19 protein-coding genes are annotated in these 24,382 nt (G+C 35.0%); 11 read left to right on the top strand and 8 right to left on the bottom strand.

The features are described 5' to 3' along the window. Positions 1-27: 27 nt before the first annotated feature. The 4 genes from aspS to F1003_RS08210 all read left to right on the top strand — a co-directional run bounded on the left by aspS (position 28) and on the right by F1003_RS08210 (position 4,235). Positions 28-1,782, top strand: coding sequence for an aspartate--tRNA ligase (gene aspS, locus F1003_RS08195; RefSeq protein ID WP_155088808.1), 1,755 nt, complete (start codon positions 28-30; stop codon positions 1,780-1,782). Positions 1,783-1,826: 44 nt separating this feature from the next. Next, positions 1,827-3,608, top strand: coding sequence for a chloride channel protein (locus tag F1003_RS08200; RefSeq protein WP_155088810.1), 1,782 nt, complete (start codon positions 1,827-1,829; stop codon positions 3,606-3,608). Positions 3,609-3,618: 10 nt separating this feature from the next. Next, entirely contained in the window at positions 3,619-3,864 is a 246-nt protein-coding gene (locus F1003_RS08205) for a hypothetical protein (protein ID WP_155088812.1), read from the top strand. 179 nt (positions 3,865-4,043) lie between these two features. Next, positions 4,044-4,235: a cold-shock protein gene (locus tag F1003_RS08210; RefSeq protein WP_155088814.1), complete on the top strand. Its 192-nt coding sequence runs from the start codon at positions 4,044-4,046 to the stop codon at positions 4,233-4,235. A gap of 59 nt (positions 4,236-4,294) precedes the next feature. Here the strand turns inward: F1003_RS08210 and F1003_RS08215 are convergent, their stop codons facing one another. Beyond that, positions 4,295-4,744 (bottom strand): nucleoside deaminase, encoded by a 450-nt coding sequence (locus tag F1003_RS08215; RefSeq protein ID WP_155088816.1) that lies wholly within the window; start codon positions 4,742-4,744, stop codon positions 4,295-4,297. 14 nt (positions 4,745-4,758) lie between these two features. Further along, entirely contained in the window at positions 4,759-7,386 is a 2,628-nt protein-coding gene (locus tag F1003_RS08220) for a T9SS-dependent M36 family metallopeptidase (RefSeq protein WP_155088817.1), read from the bottom strand. Positions 7,387-7,628: 242 nt separating this feature from the next. Between F1003_RS08220 and F1003_RS08225 the strand changes: the two genes are divergently transcribed. Beyond that, entirely contained in the window at positions 7,629-9,404 is a 1,776-nt protein-coding gene (locus F1003_RS08225) for a 1-deoxy-D-xylulose-5-phosphate synthase (RefSeq protein WP_162306948.1), read from the top strand. Here F1003_RS08225 and F1003_RS08230 read toward each other — a convergent pair. Both F1003_RS08230 and F1003_RS08235 read right to left on the bottom strand, forming a co-directional pair. Beyond that, on the bottom strand, positions 9,378-9,548 hold the full coding sequence (locus tag F1003_RS08230; RefSeq protein ID WP_155088821.1) for a hypothetical protein: 171 nt from the start codon (positions 9,546-9,548) through the stop codon (positions 9,378-9,380). The genes F1003_RS08225 and F1003_RS08230 overlap by 27 nt on opposite strands. Before the next feature lie 85 nt (positions 9,549-9,633). Next, positions 9,634-10,974: a deoxyguanosinetriphosphate triphosphohydrolase gene (locus tag F1003_RS08235; RefSeq protein WP_155088823.1), complete on the bottom strand. Its 1,341-nt coding sequence runs from the start codon at positions 10,972-10,974 to the stop codon at positions 9,634-9,636. Between the two features lie 250 nt (positions 10,975-11,224). Between F1003_RS08235 and F1003_RS08240 the strand changes: the two genes are divergently transcribed. Together F1003_RS08240 and F1003_RS08245 are read left to right on the top strand one after the other, a co-directional pair. Further along, positions 11,225-12,496: a beta-helix domain-containing protein gene (locus F1003_RS08240; protein ID WP_155088825.1), complete on the top strand. Its 1,272-nt coding sequence runs from the start codon at positions 11,225-11,227 to the stop codon at positions 12,494-12,496. 66 nt (positions 12,497-12,562) lie between these two features. Then, positions 12,563-15,397, top strand: coding sequence for a TonB-dependent receptor (locus tag F1003_RS08245; RefSeq protein WP_155088827.1), 2,835 nt, complete (start codon positions 12,563-12,565; stop codon positions 15,395-15,397). An 87-nt stretch (positions 15,398-15,484) separates the two neighbouring features. On the opposite strand, the gene F1003_RS08250 is transcribed toward F1003_RS08245, so the two are convergent. Continuing rightward, positions 15,485-15,844: a toxin-antitoxin system YwqK family antitoxin gene (locus F1003_RS08250; RefSeq protein WP_155088829.1), complete on the bottom strand. Its 360-nt coding sequence runs from the start codon at positions 15,842-15,844 to the stop codon at positions 15,485-15,487. Positions 15,845-16,245: 401 nt separating this feature from the next. Here F1003_RS08250 and F1003_RS08255 point away from each other — a divergent pair, with 401 nt between their 5' ends. Together F1003_RS08255 and F1003_RS08260 are read left to right on the top strand one after the other, a co-directional pair. Continuing rightward, positions 16,246-17,451 carry a porin gene (locus F1003_RS08255; protein WP_155088831.1) on the top strand — a complete coding sequence of 402 codons (1,206 nt, stop codon included), beginning with the start codon at positions 16,246-16,248 and terminating at the stop codon, positions 17,449-17,451. A 79-nt stretch (positions 17,452-17,530) separates the two neighbouring features. Continuing rightward, positions 17,531-19,834, top strand: a complete 2,304-nt coding sequence (locus F1003_RS08260; protein ID WP_155088832.1) for an inorganic phosphate transporter — start codon at positions 17,531-17,533, stop codon at positions 19,832-19,834. 54 nt (positions 19,835-19,888) lie between these two features. On the opposite strand, the gene chrA is transcribed toward F1003_RS08260, so the two are convergent. After that, positions 19,889-21,016 (bottom strand): chromate efflux transporter, encoded by a 1,128-nt coding sequence (gene chrA / locus F1003_RS08265; RefSeq protein ID WP_155088834.1) that lies wholly within the window; start codon positions 21,014-21,016, stop codon positions 19,889-19,891. A 197-nt stretch (positions 21,017-21,213) separates the two neighbouring features. Here chrA and F1003_RS08270 point away from each other — a divergent pair, with 197 nt between their 5' ends. After that, complete coding sequence (locus F1003_RS08270; protein WP_155088836.1) at positions 21,214-22,065, top strand: OmpA/MotB family protein; 852 nt, start codon at positions 21,214-21,216, stop codon at positions 22,063-22,065. An 81-nt stretch (positions 22,066-22,146) separates the two neighbouring features. On the opposite strand, the gene F1003_RS08275 is transcribed toward F1003_RS08270, so the two are convergent. Further along, positions 22,147-22,905: a CPBP family intramembrane glutamic endopeptidase gene (locus tag F1003_RS08275; protein WP_155088837.1), complete on the bottom strand. Its 759-nt coding sequence runs from the start codon at positions 22,903-22,905 to the stop codon at positions 22,147-22,149. Between the two features lie 17 nt (positions 22,906-22,922). Beyond that, positions 22,923-23,417, bottom strand: coding sequence for a hypothetical protein (locus F1003_RS08280; protein WP_155088839.1), 495 nt, complete (start codon positions 23,415-23,417; stop codon positions 22,923-22,925). A gap of 90 nt (positions 23,418-23,507) precedes the next feature. On the opposite strand from F1003_RS08280, the gene F1003_RS08285 reads away from it, so the two are divergent. Beyond that, positions 23,508-24,230 carry a DUF6503 family protein gene (locus tag F1003_RS08285; RefSeq protein ID WP_155088840.1) on the top strand — a complete coding sequence of 241 codons (723 nt, stop codon included), beginning with the start codon at positions 23,508-23,510 and terminating at the stop codon, positions 24,228-24,230. The last annotated feature ends 152 nt before the right edge of the window (positions 24,231-24,382 follow it).

Here is a 24,382-nt window from a genome sequence, read left to right on the forward strand (position 1 = left end):
CAAAGGTGAATTATTTAATTTTTCAATATGTTTAGAAGTCATAATTGTGGTGAACTTAGAGCCACACATAACAATACAGAAGTTACCCTCGCAGGTTGGGTACAGGGAGTTAGAGATAAGGGTTTTATGGTCTATGTGGATTTACGAGACCGTTATGGTATTACCCAACTTTATTTTGATGAAGAACAGACTTCAAAAGACTTGATGGAAAAAGCTCAAAAACTTGGTCGTGAATTTGTGATTCAGGTTACTGGGAAAGTGCAAGAGCGTGCTTCTAAAAACCCAAATATTCCAACAGGAAATATTGAAGTGTTAGTTTCAGAATTAACTATTTTAAATTCTTCTCTGGTGCCGCCATTTACTATTGAGGATACCACAGATGGTGGTGATGATTTGCGTATGAAATATCGTTATTTGGATATTCGTCGTAATCCTGTAAAGGAAAGTTTAATCTTTAGACATAAGGTTACTCAGGCAGTAAGAAACTATTTGTCTAGTGATGGTTTTATAGAAGTAGAAACACCTTACTTAATTAAATCTACGCCAGAAGGAGCGCGTGATTTTGTGGTGCCTTCTCGTATGAATGAAGGTCAATTTTACGCTTTACCACAATCACCTCAAACCTTCAAGCAATTGCTTATGGTTGGTGGTATGGATAAGTATTTCCAAATCGTAAAGTGTTTTAGGGATGAGGATTTACGAGCAGATAGACAACCGGAATTTACGCAGATTGACTGTGAAATGGCCTTTGTGGAGCAAGAAGATATCTTAAACACCTTTGAGGGACTAACGCGTCATTTATTAAAAGAAATCAATGGTGTTGAAGTAGAGAAATTCCCGAGAATGCTCTACGATGATGCAATGCGCTTATATGGTAACGATAAACCTGACATTCGTTTTGGTATGGAGTTTGGAGAACTCAATGAAGTTGCTCAACATAAAGATTTCAACGTATTTAATTCTGCTGAACTTGTTGTGGGTATTGCTGTACCTGGTGGAAATAGTTACACAAGAAAAGAGATCGATAAACTCATTGATTGGGTAAAGCGTCCACAAGTGGGAGCTCTAGGTATGGTTTATTGTCGTTGCAATGACGATGGCACTTATAAATCTTCAGTCGATAAATTTTACGACCAAGACGACTTGGCAAAATGGGCAGAAAAAACTGGCGCAAAAGCCGGTGATTTAATTCTGGTCCTATCTGGAGAAACCAACAAAACAAGAGCGCAATTGAGCGCATTACGAATGGAATTGGCAGAACGTTTAGGGTTACGTAAACCTGATGAATTTGCTCCACTTTGGGTTATGGATTTCCCGTTATTGGAATGGGATGAAGATACCGAGCGTTACCATGCGATGCACCATCCATTTACCTCCCCAAAACCAGGACAGTTGGAGTTATTGGACACCAATCCGGGAAACGTTAAAGCCAATGCCTACGATTTAGTATTGAATGGAAACGAAATAGGCGGAGGCTCAATTCGTATTCACGATAAAGCTACACAAGCCATTATGTTAAAACACCTTGGTTTTTCTGAAGATGAAGCTAGAGCTCAGTTCGGATTTTTAATGGATGCTTTTGAATATGGTGCACCACCACACGGAGGGATTGCATTTGGATTGGATAGATTGGTTGCCATTTTAGGCGGACAGGAAACGATACGAGATTTTATTGCCTTCCCAAAAAACAATTCTGGCAGAGATGTTATGATTGATGCACCTGCACCAATAGATGATGAACAACTTGAAGAATTAAGTTTAAAGCTTAATTTAAAATCTTAGATATCAAATCCTGCTTTATGCAGGATTTTTTGTTAGATTTAACTATGCCAACTAAATCCAAATTCCTTAAGCGATTGCTTATTCTAAGATATAAGTATATCTCAGAGAAGAATTTTATTTTTCTATTGAGTTTGGTTATAGGTTTGCTCTCTGGTATTGTTTCTGTAACCATTAAGAATATAACGTTTACTATTGAAGCGATTTTTGAAAAAGGTATTATTCTATCGCAAAATAGCATCTATTTTATTTTACCCATTATCGGACTTTTCTTGGTCTATCTTTTTGTAAAGTATGTCTCTAAAAAACCGAGTGGCCACGCCATTCCGTCCATATTATATTCTCTGTCTAAAAGAGATGGCATACTTGAAAAAAAGAACATCTATTTCCCACTGATTACCGCACCACTAACCGCAGGTTTTGGTGGTTCCGTTGGTTTGTTAGGTCCTGCGATATTGTCTGCATCTGCGATAAGCTCTAACTTAGGGCAATTTCTACATATCAACAGAAAAACCAGAAGCCTGTTAATTGGTTGTGCTGCAGCTGGAGCCATAGCGTCCATTTTTAAATCGCCAATAGCAGCTATAATTTTTGCTATTGAAGTGTTTAGCTTAGACCTAACTTTTGCGTCGTTATTACCACTTTTAATAGCCTCTGTTTCCTCTGTGATAACCTCATACTTCTTTTTGGGAGACAGCGTGCTTTTTGATTTTAATGTGTCTGAAAAGTTCCTGATTAAAGACACCCTATTTTACATTATTCTTGGTATTGGAACCGGAATCGCTTCCGTTTATTTTTCTAAAATCTATTTTGGCATTACTTCAATTTTTAATAGGCTGAAGTCTGCAAAACATAAGTTAATTATTGGAGGATTAGCTATTGGCACCATGCTATTCTTTATTCCACCACTTTATGGTGAAGGTTTTGGGTTTATAAATAATTTAATGTTAGGCAACGATATTGAAGCTTTGGGCAATACACCTTTTGATGAGCACTTAGACAATATTTGGATCGTTATTGGACTGCTCTTCGGAATTACAATTTTTAAAGCCATTGCCATGACCACCACTTTTGCTGCTGGTGGTACAGGTGGAATTATAATCCCAACATTAGTTATGGGAAGTGCACTGGGTAATGTAGTTGCTAAAGTGATTAATAATTGCGGGTTAGGTTTCACTGTTTCCGAAGCCAACTTTACGTTAATTGGTATGGCTGGTTTAATTGCTGGAGTGCTTCATGCTCCATTGACTGCTATTTTCCTGATTGCTGAAATCACTGGTGGTTACGAATTGTTTGTGCCTTTGATGATAACTGCGTCCATGTCTTTCATCATCAATAAAAATGGTTTGGATCATACCATTTACACGAAAGAACTTATTGAGAAAGGGGCTTTATTAACACAAGACAAGGACAAAAATGTACTCATTTTAATGAAGCTCGATTCGGTCATTGAACAAGATTTTATTCAACTGCATCCTGAAATGACTTTAGGCGAAATGTTGAAAAACGGTGTGTCAAAATCTAGCAGAAATTTGTTTCCGGTGACGGATTCTAATGGTGGCTTTGTGGGTATTATATTGTTAGATGATATAAGAACCGTGATGTTTGACCAATCACTTTATCAATCTACAACTGTTGAAACCTTTATGCACCAAGCACCAGAGTATATTATATATGAACAAGATTCTATGCAAGATGTGATGCGGAAGTTTCAGGATTCACAAGCTTGGAATCTTCCTGTTATTAAAGATAATAAGTATTATGGTTTTGTTTCAAAATCTAAGTTGCTAACAGCTTATCGACACGAATTAATTAACTTTACATCCTAAGTATTTTTATATGAAACCCATTCACATCATAACACTCATTGCCTTTATCTCCTCGATTACAAGTATTATTTGTGGCTTTATTTTAGATGTAGACTATTCCCAAAAATTAATCGGTTTTGGCGTTATTGGGTTGTTTTTAATAGTATTTCCGTTGTTTTCTTACTACAGATGGAAAGGCAAAAACGCAAAAGATTATATGCTCACCAAGGAAAATTTGGATAAAATGCGAGAAAACCAGAGAGAAAAGAAGATTTAAAAATCGCTCTAAGAATTTTTGAACGGTTTCGCTTAGTCCTTTAACAGTAAGCGCTGGCAACACTTTGGCATATGTGATTTTTAACTTATTAAGTTTCAAATAATTAAAATAAAATGATTTATTAACACTAGCATTAATTTATATTATATCTTTGCACTTTAATTTTTATTTATTTTATAATGACTGGAACAGTTAAATTTTTCAATGATTCAAAAGGATTTGGATTCATTACCAACGAAGAAACAGGAAAAGACATCTTTGTACACGTATCAAACCTTAACGGTGTAGAGTTACGCGAAGGTGATCAAGTAGAGTACACAGAAGAAGAAGGAAGAAAAGGAATGGTAGCTGCAAACGTACAGGTACTATAATAAGTATATATCTTACAAGTTTCAACGCTCAACCTTTGGTTGGGCGTTTTTTTTTATGCTTAATTTAAATTACGCTTCTCTATAAAAAATCTCCTTAATAATTCTGACGCCTCTTCCGCCAGAATTCCGCTTACAACCTTAGTCTTTGGATGCAATTTGGTTCCAAGTGTCTTATATCCTCGTTCGGCATCTGAAGCTGCATAAACTATTTTAGAAATCTGGCTCCAATATAATGCACCTGCACACATTTGACATGGCTCTAAGGTGACATATAGTGTGCATTTATTAAGATATTTTCCACCTAAAAAATTTGCTGCTGATGTTATAGCTTGCATTTCGGCATGTGCTGTTACATCATTTAGCAACTCTGTAAGATTATGTGTTCTGGCAATAATCCTATCTTCTACAACAATGATTGCTCCAACAGGAATTTCGCCCTTTTCATAGGCGACCTTAGCTTCTTGAAGTGCTTTTCGCATAAAGTAAGTGTCATCAAAAGGGCGAATCATTATAAAGTCTAATGTTAGTTTTTCACAATTTTTTCTACAAAATTAAAGTTCTCTCCAGTAATTGACAGTATATATATACCATCTTGAAGATTCCCTGTGCTTATTGAAACCGTGTCAAAAAGCTCTTTCTTTATAGTTAACACCGCTCTTCCATTTAAATCGGTAAGCTTTATTGTAACATTACCTAAACCGGTTTTTGTAGAAATTGAAATTTTATCATTTGTTGGATTAGGATATACTTGTAAGGTGTTTGCAGAAAACTCTTCTACACTAAGACTTGTACAATTTGCTAAAGAAGCATCTGAATTTGGTGGCATACTAAAGTCTTCTACCTGATCTGACCTTGAAGTTGACAGCCCTTGAGAGGCATTAAATCCAAGTCCACGTCTGGCAAAAACTTCCCATATCATACATTGATCTGCACCACCCATCGCTGTATCAGCCGCAAGTAACGCATCTCTACCATCTATAAAGCCAGGTTCACAAGGTTGAAGTTTTAAACCATCCAATACAAGTTGCATCACTTTATTGTTTCCGCCATTTCCATTATACAAATCTGGATCAAAGCCATATTTGTCTACATAAGCCCACGTTAAGTCCCAAAGTACAGTTGCCCATACAAAACCTACACCATGTGGTACTGATAAACCAGGGTTATTAGTGTCTCCGTACGTAAAATTATTTACTGCAAAATCTGGACTATAGCGCGCTGGTCTAATACCTCCACCTGTTGTTGGTTGGCTTACAGCAAAAGTCCCTATTCCTCTAGCGTCGTCTTCAGTATCTGTAGGGTACATTGTAACCATAAGTCCAAACCAGTCAGACCATCCTTCTCCCATTTGTTCTTCATTAAAAAGGCATCCCGCTGCAGCTGGTCCGCCAGTTAATCTGGTAGAGATTCCATGCCCATACTCATGTGCTACAATTCCATTATCAAAATCACCATCAATATCAAAAGGACCGTTATTAACCAATGTCGCTGATAAAGTTTGCCCTCCAATTAAAGCAGAAATAATAGCTTCCCCATCGCTTTGATTAACCATAATTGAAGGAATAGTAACTTGATTTCCAACAGCTCCAGGACCCATCGTTATAGTTGCTCCAGCTTCATTATTTACAATTATTGCTGCAATTGCTCCTGCATTTTCAACGGCACGTACCTTAAACCCAAATTCACAAGTTCCTCTGCGTATTACAGCGATACTTCCATTTAAAGCACCAGTATTAATAAGTGTTTCACAAGCATCGTTAGCATCTGGTGTTCCATCTATTGCCAACGTTAAATTTGATGTTATCGGAGTTGTAGATAAAGCATCACCAAAAGTAGCTTCACTCCCATTATAATCACCTGCTACAGTACCATTATTTATAGTTAAAGGTTCGTTAAGTGGGCCAGCTGGAGTCCACAAAAACATGGTCATATTTGGATTTTGACCATCTGGTGGAGTTCCAAAAGTGGCATTGTTTTGTCCGCTACCATCTTGGGCATCTGCATTAACATAATCTCCACTGGCACCTAAAGTTGTATAATTTGTTTCTTGAAAATTCCCGGCTGCTTCGTCAAAACCATAGTGATACCAAATATCATGCATCATGTTATTTGTATAGAACAAATTGGTAATAGATACATCTTCATAGCCTGCTGGCGGTTGATTAATATCTAACGGAAAATCAAAGTTTAATGCGCTGGTACCATCAGGAGAAAAACCTACAGTAAAAGGTAGCCCGTCTCTATCTTCTTGCGCCCAAACATTATTACCTCTGGTAATTGTGTGATCTGCACCTAAAACTCCATCATCATCATGCCATCCAAAAGGAGACGCCAATATACTTGCCGGATCTGTAACAACTTGCCTAGGTCCATGATTTGGGCTTTCTGCCGGAAGTGCAAAAACGTTATATCTTGAGCCATCCACTAAAATTGATGGTGAAGGCACATTAACCTTATTGAAAAAATCAATAGATTCTGACATCTTCTCGTGTGTATGCGGTCTTTCAAAATTACAGCTCAGTACAAGATTGTCAACTTCAATTATTTCATTTGTTGTCGCATCGATTCTTGCACTATACCAATGCGTATTATCATTTGCATAAATGATGACATCCCAAGCTAGTTTTAACTGATCTTCAACATTAACGTATACCAACTCGGCAGAGATATCTCTTGTAGAAATGTTTCCATTAGAAAATGTATACGCATTGCCATCTTTAGATAATTGAACAAGATTCTGCGGAGTTCCTAACTGAAAATGATTAGCTAAACCTTCTATTGCAGAAGCTGGTGTTTGTGATGCTGTGCTTGTATTAATCTTGTTTGAAATATCCTTAAAAAATCTATTAGAAAAATAAAATACTTCACCATTTTTAATCGCGACACCAGAAATTGCATTAGAAATTCTAATATTTTGATAAGCCTGGTTTATATATACGTGTGTTATTTCCGTACCTACAGAAAAATATTCGTTATTAATAACAAGGTCAGCATAATCTTCACTTTGCAAACCAAATTTTGATTGGTTATTTTTTAGATAGTCATTAATTAAAGCTTCATAATTAGAACTAGGCTCGTTACTTTGACCAAACACAAAGGAAACAGATACTATTAAGCATAATAGTACCAGGGATAGGTAATTTTTTTTCATAGCAAATATGTAATGGTTAGACTGTAAGTCGGAGAAATTTCTCTTACCATACAGAATTATTTTTATTTCGCCAAAAGTAAGGAATCATTAAGGATATATAAAAAAATTGTTTTAGTGACTTCATATTTTGCTAATCATATGAGATATTATTGCATTTTTCTAAAAACTATTTTTACACTATAACATTCTAATCAGGTAAACTTTAAAATTATTTAGCTAATAAAATCTCGTATTTTTGTTTGGTGCAAGAATCACTTTTAGAACATATCACCCTACCTAAAGATTTACGTCAACTTAAACGAGATGCTCTACCTCAACTTGCTCAAGAATTACGTGACTTTATCATCAATATCGTAGCTACTAAAGAAGGCCATTTGGGTGCGAGTTTAGGAGTTGTTGAGTTAACCATTGCTTTGCATTATGTCTTTAAAACACCAGAGGATGTGTTGATTTGGGACGTAGGCCATCAAGCCTATGTGCACAAAATACTCACTGGTAGAAAAGAAATTTTTGATACCAACCGACAACTCAACGGTATTAGTGGATTTCCTAAACGCAGCGAGAGTGCGTATGATGCTTTTGGAGTTGGTCATTCTTCAACCTCGATTTCTGCAGCTCTAGGTATGTCAATTGCTTCGCAAATTAAAGGCGATGACAAACATCATATCGCTGTTATTGGAGATGCATCAATAGCAAGCGGAATGGCTTTTGAAGGCCTTAATCATGCTGGCGTCACCGATGCCAACCTGTTAGTTATTTTAAATGATAATGCCATTGGTATTGATCCAAGTGTTGGAGCTTTAAAACAATATTTAACCAACGTTAAAAAAGGCACCGAAAAACAAGACAATATTTTTGAAGCTTTAAACTTTGATTACTCTGGCCCAATTGATGGACACGATTTACCTCTTCTACTTTCTGAATTAGAGCGTTTAAAATCCGTAAAAGGACCAAAATTTTTGCATGTTATTACTACGAAAGGCAAAGGTTTAAAACAAGCTGAATTAGATCAGGTAAAATACCATGCACCTGGTAAATTCAATGCCAAAACTGGTGAGATTCATCCTAAATCCAACACCAATGAACAGCCACCAAAGTATCAAGATGTGTTTGGTGAAACGATAGTTGAACTTGCTTTAAAAAACAAAAACATCATAGGTATTACACCAGCCATGCCAACTGGGAGTTCATTAAAATATATGATGGATAAAGTCCCTGAGCGCGCTTTGGACGTTGGTATTGCAGAGCAGCACGCCGTGACCTTAGCTGCAGGTATGGCCACTCAAGGTATCATTCCGTTTTGTAATATCTATTCAACGTTTTTGCAACGTGCATACGACCAGGTAATCCATGATGTGGCCTTGCAGAAACTTCCTGTTATTTTTTGTTTGGATAGAGCTGGTTTGGTTGGAGAAGATGGAGCGACACATCACGGAGTTTTTGATTTGGCTTATTTAAACTGTATTCCAAATCTGGTGATTTTTGCACCCAGAGACGCTATTGCTTTAAGAAATATTATGTACACGGCTCAGTTAGGTATCGATTTTCCATTAGCCATAAGATATCCCAGAGGAAGAGGCCACCTTTTGGAGTGGAGAAAACCTTTTGAAACCATAGAAATAGGGAAAGGGGTTTGCCTAAAAAAAGGGAAGAAACTTGCAATACTCTCAATAGGAACAATGGCAAAAGTTGTAGAAGAGGCTACAATTGATTTAGATGTGTCACATTACGATATGCAATTTGTTAAACCTTTGGATGAAGACTTATTACATGAAATTTTTGAACATTATGAATCGATAGTAACTATTGAAGATGGTACTATAGTCGGTGGATTTGGCAGTTCAGTTTTGACATTTGCAAACGCTAATAGTTATAAACTACCAATAACTGTATTAGGCGTAGAAGATAAATTTGTTGAGCATGGCTCTGTAACCCAATTATTTGAAATTCAAGAATTGGATATTGAGTCTGTAAAGAAAAAGGTTACAGAGTTACTCTTCTTCCTCAATAACAGCTAAATCTGTTTGCTCTGCACTCTGCTCTATATGAGCAGTCTCTTCTGAAACAGGTTCTTCTTGAGTATTAGAAATATCATCTAACATCAATAGGCAAGTCAATACAACCATGAAAATGACCAAGCCTCCAAGTATATTATTTCTCATAAGTAGGTAATTTGGTGAGGGCTGATTAAGAAGTAAATAAACACAATATATCGTCAAAAAACAAATTTATTCGATGAAATGCAATCTATAAAATATTGCCCTTCAATTTTTGATGCAATAACATGGCATTTGTGTCAGACAGTTTTGAGACGTACAAACAGGTATTTAAAAGATTATCATAAAGGGATTCCTCTCCAAGTTTAACAGTTTCTGGAAGAAGGTTTAACAGTAGTTTGTCATAATTAGATAATCTGCCTTCATAATAATTGAAAGCCAACTTACCATAAGCGTTCAATAATTGATTCAGAATTTCATAACCAGCAATTTCCTTGTTGATGACCTCTTTAGAGCGATATACATTTTTTACACTCAGGTCAATTATATCCTTAATCTGAGCTTTATATTGACTAACGTCTAAAAGTGCTGTTTCAAATTGACCATTTAAAATGGCTTCTTCATTTTTCATAAAAATTGACACTGCTTCATCAATTAATGTATTTATAGCCAAAGCCCTTAAATAACTCACACGATCTTCTGTAGTTTTTAAAGCATTATAATTCTCGGTTATTATTTTACCTTTTACTAGTTTAATTAAATATTCCAGCGCATAATCCTCTTCAATCAATCCAAGATTAATACCATCTTCAAAATCAATAATCGTGTAGCAAATGTCATCTGCAGCTTCAACCAAATAAGCTAATGGATGTCTATTGTAATTGAGGTGATTGTCACTTCTTTTTATAAGACCCAACTCAGAAGCTACGTCTTTAAACATATCCTTATCACTCTGAAAAAAACCATATTTTTTATCTACTATATGATGGCTTGGTTTCTTTGGCAATGATTCTTTTGGGTATTTTATAAACGCTCCCAATGTGGCGTAGCTTAATCGCAATCCACCTGCTCGTCCTGCTCTACTTTCGGTTAAGATTTTAAAACCGTTGGCATTACCTTCAAAATCACAAAGGTCTTGATATTCTTTATCCGTTAAGCTATCTTTAAATTGAGCTCCATCACCATTTTTAAAATAAGATCCAATGGCTTTTTCACCAGAGTGCCCAAACGGAGGATTACCAATATCATGTGCTAAAGCAGCAGCAGCGACTATAGCACCAAAATCGTTCATTCTGTAACCATGGATATTTTGAAGATGTGGATGCTTTTCCAATAGAAGTTTACCCACTCTACGTCCAAGGGATCTTCCTACAACACTTACTTCTAAGCTATGGGTTAATCTTGTATGTACAAAATCTGTCTTAGATAATGGAACAACCTGTGTTTTATCCTGTAACCCTCTAAATTCAGATGAAAATATAATACGGTCATAGTCCACCTCAAAGCCCAAGCGTGTCTCATCTTGTTCTTTTCTCAGCCTTTTATTTGTGTCACCAAAACGTTTTAAGGATAGTAATTGCTCCCAGTTCATAAGCTCAAAATTAAAATATGCAAGATAGATAAATTGCCAGAGAATTGATTGTAAAAAGCTTAGTTAGATTTAGTAGATCTCAATGTTACCAAATTGTTTCTTTAACATCATTTCCCTTAATACAGAGCTAACACTAAACTAACCATTTAATTACAAATCTTTAATTTTTGATTAACCTGCAAACCATCTTATCCCTCTTTCTTTGCATCACAATAAAAAACCAAAAATTGTTTATTAAAATTTAAACTCAATGAAAAAATTACTTTTAATCGCGATAGTAGCTTCTACACTAGTACTTACTGGTTGTTTTAAGGATGATGATACGCCTATTATTATCGAAGAAACTACAATAATCAATAACGGAAACGGAAACAATGGTGAGGATTGCCCAATTGTTCCCGTTACAGGTGCAATTACAGAAAGCACTACATGGACATCTGATAACATTTATCAGTTAAACCAAAAAGTTGTAGTAAGTGCAGGTGTTACTCTAACGATAAATCCGGGTACTATAATAAAAGGCTCTGCTGGAACAGGTTCTTTAGCTTCTGCTTTAATAGTTGCAAGGGATGGTACTTTAAATGCTGAAGGTACTGCAGACCAACCAATCATATTCACTTCTACTAGTGATAATATTACTTGTGGGGAAACTGCTGGTACAAACTTAGACCAAGACGACAGAGGTCTTTGGGGAGGCTTAATCATATTAGGAAATGCTCCTTGTTCTTTTTCTGGAGATATTATAGAAGCTCAAATTGAAGGTATACCTGCTGATGATTCATTTGGTCTTTATGGTGGTTCTGATCCGGATGATAGCTCAGGAAGTTTAAGATATATTTCTATTCGTCATGGTGGAGCTTTAATTGGTGAGGGCAACGAAATTAATGGATTAACACTTGGTGGTGTTGGTGCTGGGACAACTATAGATAATATTGAAGTTGTTGCAAATGTAGATGATGGTATTGAATTCTTTGGAGGTACTGTTAATGCATCAAACTTATTAGTATGGGCTCAAGGTGATGATGCTTTAGATATTGATCAAGCCTATTCAGGGACTATTGACAATGCAGTTGTTGTTTTAGGTGATATTTCTGACCACGCTTTAGAAATTGATGGTCCTGAAGGTACAGCATCTGGTTCATTTACTTTAACCAACGTTACTTTAATTGGTAACTCAGTTACATCTAATGGAGAGTATGCTGATTTTAGAAGTAATGCACAAGGGCATACAGAAAATATTTACGCGTATGGCTTTAAAGATTCATCTGATGTTGAGTTAGACAACGACGGAGTTGCTACAAATTACAACAACGGAGATCTAACATTTGGAGCATGGGAAATAGTGTTACCAACAGGTGTCGCTGATGTTAATGATATTTTTGTTAACAAAGCTGAAAATGTAATGGTGACTGGCTTTGGCTCTACAGCAACAGCAGTTACCGAAGGCGCTCAAACAGTCGGAGCTTTAACTTCAAACCTAAGCTGGACATACGCAAATATAGCTGGCGAATTAGGCTTTTAAAAAATCACATTTAAATACTTAAACCCATCATTTACCAGGTAGATGATGGGTTATATCAAATTATATATGAAAAATATTCAGAAAGTTCTACCTTTTGTTTTCTTTCTAATTACTTCCCTTGTTTTTTCACAAGGAAAATTAACTGGTACGGTCATAGATGGTGAGTTTAACGAGCCTTTGGCATTTGCAAATATTGTGGTAAAAGGCACAAGCAAAGGTGCCAGTGCAGATTTTGATGGAAAATATGAGCTAGAAATAGAAGAAGGAACTTATACTATCGTATTTTCATTTGTGGGTTATGTTACAAAGGAAATAACTGATGTAGTTATAAAAGAAGGCGAGGACGTAACCTTAGATGTGGTTTTGGAAACTAATTCTTTGGACACCGTTGTAATTACTACATCCACAAAACGTAATACAGAAAACGCCGTTCTTAATATTCAGAAAAAATCCGTTGTAGTGTTAGATGGGTTATCTGCTCAGGCCATTAAGAGTTCTGGCGCAAGTAATGTGGCTAGTGCTGTAAAAAGTGTTCCTGGTGTTTCTATACAAGATGGGAAATATGTTTTTGTACGTGGTCTTGGCGACAGATACACAAAGTCTATATTAAATGGTATTGATATTCCTGGTTTAGATCCCGACAGAAATACAATACAAATGGATTTATTCCCTACCAATATTTTAGATAATGTTATTGTATTAAAATCGGCATCCGCTGAATATCCTGCTGATTTTACTGGTGGAATTGTAGATATCGTTACAAAAGATTTTCCTAGTAGAGCTGAATACTCTTTATCATTAGGCTCTGGTTACAATCCAGATATGCACTTTAATGACAATTATTTAACGTCAGATGGAAGTGATACTGATTTTTTAGGTTTTGATGATGGCACAAGGGACTTACCGATACATAGATATCAACCTATTCCAAGTACTTCAGAGAACAGATTGCTCTTAACAACACTTACGGATAGATTTCAAAAAGAACTTGCTGCAAAGCAACAGATTAGTGGAATGAATTTTGATTTGGGTTTCACTCTAGGCAATCAATACGATGTTGGAGAGGATAAGTTAGGTTACTTAGCTTCGTTTTCTTACAAAAATGAAACGACGTTTTACGAAAACAGAGTGGATGGAGCTTTTATTAGAAACCCACAAGATCGTTCCCAAAACGAACTCATTGCTGCTCTAGATTCTCAAGGCTCTGAAGGTATCAATAATGTTATAATGAATGGTATGCTAGGCTTAGCGTACAAAACAGATAAGTCTAAATTTAAGGTTAATCTATTGCATATTCAAAATGGAGAATCCACTGCGGGCTTTTTTGACCAGATTATATCACAAGATGGTACAGGTGGCGCATTAGAACCATTGACCAAAAATTCTATAACCTATACTGAACGCTCTATTACAAACCTATTATTAACTGGTAAGCATAGGTTGAACAGTAATGAGGATGAAAATGCATTTAATCTTGAGTGGAAACTGTCACCAACATTTTCTAAGGTTATGGATAAAGGACATCGTATTACGCCTTTACAACAGGCCGATAATGGAGATTCATTTTTATCGCCTTCAGCTTCTACTTTGCCAATCCAACTATGGAGAAATTTGCTTGAAGAGTCTTGGGCAGGTAAAGTTGATTTGGATAAAACTGTTGAAATGTTCGGAAGACCTGCAAAACTAAAATTTGGTGGTGCTTTTACTTATAAGTTTAGGGATTTTAGCATTGATGATTATACTTTTAATATTAGAGGCGACCAAGCTTTTATTGCCAATGGAGATGTTGACAATTTATTAGACTCTGATAATATCTGGAATCCAACAAGCGATGCCGGAACTTACCTTGTCTCAATTGATACGTTTAACCCAATTGATGCCTATGAGGGAGAGCAACATATTGCAGCAACTTATTTTTCTGCTGAATTTAATTTAAGTGAAAAATTAAAAACTGTATTGGGTCTAAGAGCTGAGCTTTTTAATTCATTTTATACAGGGACGCCAGACAATTCAATTTTCTTCAATAGAACGCCTATTTTAGATGAGTTTGATTTATTTCCTTCAGCAAATTTAATTTACACGTTAAATGACGACACTAATTTAAGAGCTTCATACTCAAGAACGACGGCAAGACCATCATTTAAAGAAGCTTCTGAGGCCAATATATTTGATCCTATTACCAATCGTTTATTCATAGGTGATTTGGATTTACAACCAACGTATGTCAATAACTTTGATGTAAGATACGAGCATTTTGGTGACAATGGACAAATGTTTGCAGTAAGTGGTTTTTATAAGGATTTTACAGACCCAATTGAGCAGCGATTTTTTCTTGGTGCATCTACACAGTTAACAGTAGATAATTTAGGTAATGCTGTTGTCTATGGTGCAGAATTAGAAATGCGCCAACGCTTAGGGTTCATCACTGAAGCTTTAGACAACTTAAAGTTAACTGCTAACTTCTCATTAATTAAATCTCAACTGACAATGTCACAAGAGGAATTTGATGGAAGACAAGCAGGTGCAAGGGATGGGGAAACTATAGATAGAGAAAGAGATTTACAAGGTCAAGCACCATATTTAATCAATGTTGGTCTGGACTATAACTACTCCGATATAGGTTTGCAAACTGGTCTTTTTTATAATGTACAAGGAAAAACATTAGAAGTTGTTGGTATCAACCAAACACCAGATGTATATACCAAACCATTTCACAGTTTAAACTTCACCATCAATAAGTCTTTTGGAGAATCAAAAAATTCTTCTGTAGATTTAAAAGTTTCAAACATACTAAATAGTAACAGGTTAAGCGAATTCGAATCTTTCGGCGCACAAGATCAAACCTTTACTTTAAGAGAGCCTGGTACTGAAATATCATTAGGTTACACTTTTAAGTTCTAAAGATCAGATAACGGTTACTAATTGAGTTATAAAAACAAAAAAGGCTTTCTGTATTAGAAAGCCTTTTTTGTTAGTGTGGTTTTATACTTATTTATTGTTGATAGCAACTTTTGTTTTGTTATCCCATTGGTTAACATTGACAATTCTTGAGTCAATATAATCGACCTCCTTTAAAGAATCATCTTGCCAAAAGAACCATTTCCCAACTTTCTTCCCATTGTCATAAGACCCGAGAGCAATTTTCTTTCCAGTTACATCATACATCTTCCATTCACCATGCACATTACCTTCAGCATTAAACATTCCTTTCTGACTAATTTCACCATTATCGTGATAATAGGTAATCAAGGTAACATCACCTTTCTTTTCTAATTTAGGTTCCTTTTTATCTTGAGCGTACGTAAAACCTACGCACAACATCACGAGTATTATTACTATCTTTTTCATGTTACTTTGGGCTATGTTAATTAAACGTTACTCAAAAATAACTAGTTTTTTACAATAAATCAACATTTACATAACATTAAATTAACATTAGGGTTTTAAATAATTGATATTCAATTATTTATATAAATATTGTCTTAAGGTTATGTTCTTAATAATTAAATAATATTAGCTTTACAATTGAGTCATTTTTGGTTCTCATATTTGTAGAGTTGTTATACAACATTTTTAGTATTTCATAACTTTTATTAGTTTTTGTCGACTAAAATTATGAATTCTAATGAGGCTGTTTATTAATTTAAGCAGCCTTTTTTTGTCAAAAATATGTGATTAAATTAATAATTAGGAAACATTTACTTAACATTAGAGTTGGTTATTTGCAGCGACAAAAACTAATAACTATAATGAAATTTAAAATCACTTTAGGAGCAATTCTATTATTCGCTCTAAACATAACCACTGCACAAGAAATCAGCGACACTTCCTTTGGTAAAGGCTTAATTAATTTTGTTGCAAAAGACAGTTCGTTTAGCGTAAAATTTGCCCCTCGATTTCAAGTTAGAACTATTTCTGCTTGGGATTATAATGGGAGTCAATATGGCAGCCCAGAACACAATTTTATAGTTCGTCGTGCAAGACTAAAATTTGATGGTTTCGCATACAGTCCAAAACTTAAATACAAAATAGAGCTAGGCTTATCCAATAGAGATATCTCTGGTGCTAATCAATTTAACAGAAATACACCTCGTTACATCTTGGATGCCGTTATTATGTGGAATTTTGCTGGCAATTGGGAATTGTGGGCAGGACAAACAAAACTTCCTGGTAACGTAGAGCGTGTTGTTTCTTCTGGGAATCTTCAATTGGTAGATCGTTCTCTATTAAATAGTAGGTTTAATATTGACCGTGACTTGGGTATTCAATTACGACACAAAACAAATTTGGGAGGTGATTTTTTAATACGTGAAAAGCTTTCAGTTTCACAAGGTGAAGGACGTAATGTCACTGAAGGTAATGAAGGTGGTTTACAATATACCGGTCGTTTAGAGTTCTTGCCATTTGGAACTTTTAAATCTAAAGGTGATTACAGCCAATCTGATTTAAAGCGCGAAGAAAAACCAAAATTAATGGTTGGTTTTACCTATAACTTCAATCAAGATGCCGTTAGGGAAAGAGGATTTGCTGGTGATTATATGATAAGAACCGATGGTACTATTTACGAAACTGACCAAACCACAATTTTTGCTGATGCCATGTTTAAGTACAATGGCTTCTCATTTATGGGTGAATATGCAAAACGAACAGCAGACGATGAAATCGCAACTGAAGCAGATGGCGTTACTCCCACAGGCGATATCGTCTTAACAGGAAATGCCTTAAATTTACAAGCCGGATATTTATTTAAGAGTAACTATGAAGTAGCAGCAAGATTTACGACTTTAGATTTTGAAGAAGTAACCAATGCACTACCAACGAAACAATATACGTTAGGAGCCTCAAAATATTTGGTTGGTCATAAATTAAAAGTTCAATCTGATATAAGTTATACAACAGTAGATGGTAACGAAGATGGCATTAGATTTAGACTTGGATTTGATATTCACTTTTAATCAATATAAAAATAACATTTAGGTAACGTTGTACTTAAATTCTATAAAGATATTTGCAAACTTATTTTAACTAAAAATTATGGATAATATTTATTTATTAATGCTAATTGCCATAACTACACTAGCTGTATTCGATATTATAGTTGGCGTGAGTAATGATGCCATTAATTTCCTAAACTCTGCTATTGGTTCTAAGGCCATTTCCCTACGAACTATAATGATTGTAGCAAGTTTAGGTATTTTCATCGGAGCGGTGTTCTCTAGTGGTATGATGGAAGTAGCCAGAAAAGGGATTTTTGTTCCAGCACAATTTGAGTTTGGGGAGATTATGCTCATTTTTATGGCTGTAATGATTACTGATATATTGTTATTGGATTTTTTCAATACGCTTGGACTTCCTACCTCAACAACAGTTTCTATAGTTTTTAATTTATTAGGAGCAGCAGTTGTAATGTCACTATTAAAAATAAATCAGTCAGAGACTGAAACTTTAGCGGATTTAACCAATTATATTAATACCTCTAAAGCCTTAGAAATAATCTCTGGTATATTGCTATCAGTTGTTATTGCATTTTCTGTTGGTGCATTGGTACAATGGGTATCACGACTTATTTTCACTTTTAATTATGAGAAAAAAGTAAAGAGTTTTGGGATGATTTTTGGTGGTGTAGCCTTAACCGCTATAACGTATTTCATTTTCTTAAAAGGACTCAAAGGAACTCCATATTATAGTGACTTAAAAGGTATTGTAGAAGGTAATGAAGTTTATATTATTCTTGGAAGCTTCGCCTTTTGGACACTATTTTCTTTCATATTTGAAAAACTGACCAAGAAGACCGTTTTACTGGTTGTAATTGCAATAGGTACTTTTGGTTTGGCTCTAGCCTTTTCTGGTAACGATTTAGTTAATTTTATTGGTGTCCCTATGGCGGCATACCACTCTTATGAAGCTTGGGTTGCTGGTGGAATGGATGTCTCTATGTCTATGGCTGTTTTAGAGAAAAAGGTACCTGCTGAGCCTTTATTACTATTTATTGCTGGTGCCATCATGGTATTAACGTTATGGTTCTCTAAAAAAGCGAAAACCGTAGCAGAGACCGAAATTAGTTTATCACGCCAAGGTGAAACTCACGAGAAGTTTGAACCAAATGCACTGTCTAGATCTGTCGTTAAATTCACAACACAATTGTCTAATTACTATAGTGCTGTGATGCCTAAAGCTTTTAGAATAAGCATTGGCAGAAGCTTTGAGAAACCAAATGTATTAATCACAAAGGACCAAAGCATTGATGCTCCTGCATTTGATATGATTAGAGCTTCGGTTAACTTAATGGTCGCCGGTGTGTTGATTGCTATTGCCACATCTATGAAATTACCTTTATCTACCACTTATGTAACATTTATGGTGGCTATGGGTACATCTTTAGCTGACAGAGCTTGGGGAAGAGAAAGTGCTGTATATCGTGTTGCTGGTGTATTAAACGTTATTGGTGGATGGTTTGGTACCGCTATTGGTGCATTCGTAGCAGCAGGAACTGTAGTGTTCTTAATTAATTGGAACCCATCGGTAATGATTCCAATTCTATTATTAATTACTGTGGTTTTATTATACAGAAACTATAAAGCCCATAAAGAAAGTTCTAACGAGATCGTTGAGGAAGACAGCCTAAAACAAACAGGCAGTAGATCTGTTCAAGGAGTTATTCATGAGAGTGCAGGAAACATTTCTAATGTTGTAAAACGCGGAAACAAGATCTACACCAATGCTGTGAACGGTTTAGCTAAGCAAGATTTAGGTTTATTAAAGAAGAATAAAAAACAGATTGACAAATTGTCTAAAGAGGTAGATAATCTTCGTGATAATATTTTCTACTTTATTAAAAATCTAGACGAAACAAGTATACAAGCAAGTAGTTTTTACATCAACATCTTAGGTTACTTGGAAGACATGACGCAATCGCTTGAGTATATTTCTAAAGTAAGTCACAAGCACGTTAACAATAATCATAAAAAGCTTAAATTTAGCCAAATAAAAGAGCTTAAAGAGGTTGATGAAGCTATGGAAATGATGTTCAGTGATACAAAAGCTGCATTTGATTCGCGTTCGTTTGAGCAAATAGAAATGATCATTAATCGCAAAAGAGAAGTTCTAGATTTAGTAACTGATAAAATAGTAAAGCAAGTAGCGCGTACGCGTACTGAAGAATCTAGCCCAAAAAATACAACACTTTATTTTGGACTGTTACTAGAAACAAAAGACTTACTTAATGCTACTATAAATCTATTAGAAGAGTATTACGATTCTTTTGATAGCTCAATTGAGCCTGCAACTATTAATGTTGTAGATGAAATTGTTGAAGACAACGGGTCTTCTAAAGAATAACAGTTTATTATACCTATAATTTTTATAAGCCAGCATTAATAAATGCTGGCTTTTTTATGTTGTAATTGATAACAAAACGAATCCCAAGACTGCTCCAATTACAATCGTCCATATAGTACTGACCTTCGTTTTAAAGGTTAAGAAAGTAGCAATTAAAGCAATAATAATACCTTGCCATTCTACTAAAGTATCTTTGGCCATAATGATGAGCACGGCTAACATTACGGCTACTGCAGCTACATTTACAGAATCCAAAAAATATCTTAGAATCCTTGATTTTTGCATTCTTGGTATAAAAGGGTTTAGTATGAGAACAAAAAGGAAGGAAGGTAAAAATATACCTGCTGTGGCTACCAATGCACCTGTAAACCCTGAAAGCTGATAACCAATAAACGTTGACGTAGATAGTACTGGCCCTGGTGTAAATTGCCCTATAGCAATTGCATCTATTAATTCTGCTCTTGTCATTAAGCCACGTGTAACCAATTCTGCATCTAAATATGCAAAAAGCACATAGCCACTACCATATAGAATGGCGCCTACTTTAAGAAATATTAAAAACAGTTTTAAGGTAGTAACTTTTGCTATCGTTGTATTAAACCCTAGAAATAAAATCAACGGAGAAATAGAATTTAGGTTAGAAACTGTTTTTGATTTTATATAAAAGTACAGCATGCCCAAAACGCCTGCCGCCAATAATGCGACAACTTCATTTACACCAAGTAGGCTCACGACTAAAACCAACACACCAATTATAATAAGTTCAGTGCTTTTTATGGCTTTCTTACCTAATTTTAAAATGGCACCTGCAATAATTGCTAATACTGCTGGCTTTATACCATAAATGAAAGGTTCTACTTCTGGGAGTTGACCATATTTTACATACAAATATGCCAACAATGCTGTAATAACAGTAGCAGGAAAAATAAAGGCTATGCCGGCAACAAACAATCCTACTTTACCTGCTCTTTCATAACCACAATGCATGGTCATCTCAGTTGAGTTTGGTCCTGGAATTAAGTTGGTCGTGCCTATTAAATCAAGAAAATAATCTCGTGTCATCCATTTGCGCTTTTCAATGATTTCATCTTCCATCATGGCAATATGAGCAGCTGGTCCACCAAATGCAAAACATCCAAGTTTAAAAAACACTAATGCAACTTCCTTTAATTTAGAATTCATTTTAATGTATTATTCGGTTGTACATAAAATTGTAAATCTACTTTAACTTAAAATAATAAAGTGGATAAAAGCCTTAAAATCATTAAAGCTTTTAACCATTTGAGTTAAACAATACTTTAAATAAATCACAAACAAAACATCCATCGTATTATTTTTAACGTATATCATTTTGTAACAAACTAATTTAAAACATAAACATGAAAAAAATTTCAATTCTTTTATTAACAACGATTCTTTTGAGTTCTTGTGTTTCAAAAAAGAAATATATGGCATTAGAGCAAGAGAATGGTGAGATTAAAAGTGAACTGGCCAAAACAAGAGTAGAAAAAGAAGACCTAGAAGACAAGTTTGCTAAAATTCAAGCGCGTGTTGATAGATACAATGAAAAAATCAACACCTTAAATGAAGATGTTGAAGGTCTTAAAATAGAAAACGATATTAAATTAGATGTTAACGCAGACGGAACAGTAATGTCTAATGAGAGTAAGCGTAAAATGATGGCGACATTAGAAAATGTTGATCCTGCAAAATTAGCTGAAGCTAAAACTTTAAAAGATTCCATGAACTTAGCGGTTCAGTACAATCTTTCAAAGACTATGGATACATCAGACTTAAATGAAGACGAAGACATTGCAGTAAATATTAATGAAACTGTGGTTATGATTTCAATTTCTGATAAGATGTTGTTTAACACAGGTAGCTACAGAATTAGCAATAAAGCCAATAATATCCTTCAGAAATTAGCAGATGTTATCAATTCTGAAGAAAGTATTGATGTTATGGTAGAAGGACATACAGACTCTAGAACCATTAATACTGAAAAAATCGCAGATAACTGGGATTTGAGTGTATTGAGAGCAACATCTGTAGTTAGAAAATTACAAAACAAATATGGCGTAGCACCTGAAAAGATGATTGCATCAGGTCGCAGTAGCTACCAACCTTTAGTTGAGAATGACTCGAGAGAAAATCGTTCTAAAAACAGAAGAACTCGCATTATCTTAATGCCAAATATTGACAAGTTTTTTGCTTTAATGGAAGCAAATTAAGATATAGGTTTTATTAACTTATAATAAAGCACCCTCCCGTACAGTTCGGCATTGGGTGCTTTTCGTTTTTATACGATTTGTTTACAGCTCTAGTAATGTAGAATTGTAGGTATAATAATCTATCATTATTATGATAAAATTGTGGATGAAGTGGATGACAATCCCATACCACAATGTATTGTACTTACTTCTTATATATCCCAAGATTAAACCAAAAGGTAAAATCCAGATTAGGGATATAAACGAAAAATGGACCAAAGCAAAAATGAATGCAGTTGCTATGATGGTTACTTTTTCGCTTACTAATTTTTGTAATTGATTAAACAAAAAACCTCTAAATGCCAATTCTTCAAAAATTGGTGGTAGTATAGCTGTAAATAGTATAGCCCAAAACAAAGGATGATCTAAATAGGTGTAACCGCCATAGTAATTATCTTCAAACGATTCAAACAAATGTGTGTTCGCATATTCTACGGTGAAGTACACTGTGAATGCCGAAAAAATTGGAAAGACAACAGAGAATGTGACTATTTTCCAATCAATTTTGGGCAGTTTGTATAGCTTTAAAATAGCTCTGTAGTCTAATGCCGAAAATCCTAAAACCAATAGCGCAAAGATGCTCTCTATTATTATTTCGACTTTTAGACTAAATGGATATTGTTCATATAGAAAATACGCAGCTACAGCAAAGAGTAAGAAGATGACATAGAATGCTAAAATAATATTAAGGGAGGTGGTTCTTGTCCCAACTTTTGATTTGAGAAGTGATTGACCACAATTGGTACAGAACTTTACGTCTTCAAGAAATACTGTTTTACAGCTAGAGCAACTTTTATCCATACTAAAACCCTATTCCTTTATTTTTTTATTGACGAGGCAGAATATACTCCCGCTCCTAGATAAGCAATAATGAATATCTTAAAAATAAGACCTCTAAAAAGTGTTGAAGGCTCAAAAATTGCTGAGATAATAATTGTTGTTAAGTAAAGTAAAAGCCCTAATAATATTGCTACAAGAGGTTTCTTCGATGTCCAAGAGCCTAAGGCCAAATAAATAATACCAACGATAACATTGCTAATTAATAGTGCTATATCCTGATCATTAAAAAAACTGACAACGCCAAATAGAATAATAATTCCTGCCATAACGTAAAGCACATTTCTTGCCGATCTTATTTTTTTACCCGCATCCATGTGCTGGTTTTTCTTCATGGCATTTCTCGCATGGAATTTTGCCACATCGCTATCCGTACCATTTTCTGGGAAGCCGCATTCTGGGCAATAAATATTTTCGGTCTGCATTGGAGTTTTGCAAATAGAGCAGCTCGATTCGCTAACTTCAAGTATGGTCATATCTTCCATATTTGGAGCGTGTTTTTTGGTTGAAGCATCCAATATAGAAAAAAAGCCAGTACTTTAGTAAACATCAAACAAATTATCGATATGATAAGAAAAATCTTCGTTGCGCTTCTTTTCTGTGCTTCAATTGGCGTAAATGCTCAAGACCTATCTGCAGAACAGGTATTGGAAAACACCATTGCCTATCACGACCCAAATAACAACTGGGAAACTTTTAATGAGGAGTTTACAGTGGTGATGAGTACACCAAATGCATCTAAGCGTACCAGTAAAATAAAGATTGATTTACCTGCTGAATATTTTAACGTCACAGCAACAAGAGATACTGTAACCACTCAATATACCATCAATAAAGACACGTGCTCAATGGTTTATAACGGTACGGTTTTGGACAGCATAGAGGCTAAAGGCAAAAATATGTCTTGTGACAGAGCCAACCTCTATAAAAACTATTACACCTATCTCTATGGTTTACCCATGAAGCTCAATGATCCTGGCACCAACCTCAGCCAAAACGTTGAAAAGAAAACCTTTAAAGGTAAAGACTATCTGGTTTTAAAAGTGACTTATGATGAAGCTGTAGGTAGTGATGTTTGGTATTTTTATTTTAACCCAAAAACTTATGCCATGGAAGTCTATCAGTTTTTTAAAACGGATGAGAATGGCAAAGAACAACCTGACACTGGTGAATATATTTTACTGTCGGAAGAAGCTATTGTTAATGGCATTAAAATGCCAAAAGTAAGGGCTTGGTATTATAATAAGGATGATAAGTATTTGGGGACTGATACTTTGGTTGACAAATAGAGGTTATTATCTCTTTTTATGTCTTTTGTCATTCTGAACTTGTTTCAGAATCTAAAATATGATATTCAAGATGCTGAAACAAGTTCAGCATGACAACTAATTATATTTTAGTTAAATTAAAAAAAGCACCTCTTTTCAGAGATGCTTCTTAT

Origin of the sequence: Winogradskyella ouciana, from assembly GCF_009709615.1 — a bacterium.
Taxonomy (GTDB): Bacteria; Bacteroidota; Bacteroidia; order Flavobacteriales; family Flavobacteriaceae; genus Winogradskyella; species Winogradskyella ouciana.